At 35.5% G+C, this 234-nt stretch carries 1 protein-coding gene; it reads left to right on the plus strand.

Annotated elements, in window-relative coordinates:
* Positions 1 to 11: 11 nt before the first annotated feature.
* Positions 12 to 234, plus strand: a 223-nt coding sequence (locus R0K30_RS23610; RefSeq protein WP_410613474.1) for a hypothetical protein, incomplete at its 3' end; no start/stop codon positions are given.

Genomic DNA, 234 nt, shown 5'->3' on the forward strand with positions numbered 1-234 from the left:
GAGAGAATTATGTGGATACAGTAAGACCTAAACTGAAAACGATTTTAGGTTGCGGCATTGACTTTTTAAAAAAATTAGCGATCAAGGAAGGATGTGAGATGAGTATGATTGAAATTGAAGAACAGCAGTATCTTCAAATAGTTAATGATTCTAAAGCCTTGAATGAGCTTTTGTCAGAGCTAGATATCATTTGCACTGAATTAGGTACAGAGCTTCTTCATGAGCAACCTGTAG

Origin of the sequence: Bacillus sp. SIMBA_154 (genome assembly GCF_046536015.1) — a bacterium.
In the GTDB taxonomy this organism is placed as follows: domain Bacteria; phylum Bacillota; class Bacilli; order Bacillales; family Bacillaceae; genus Bacillus; species Bacillus pumilus_P.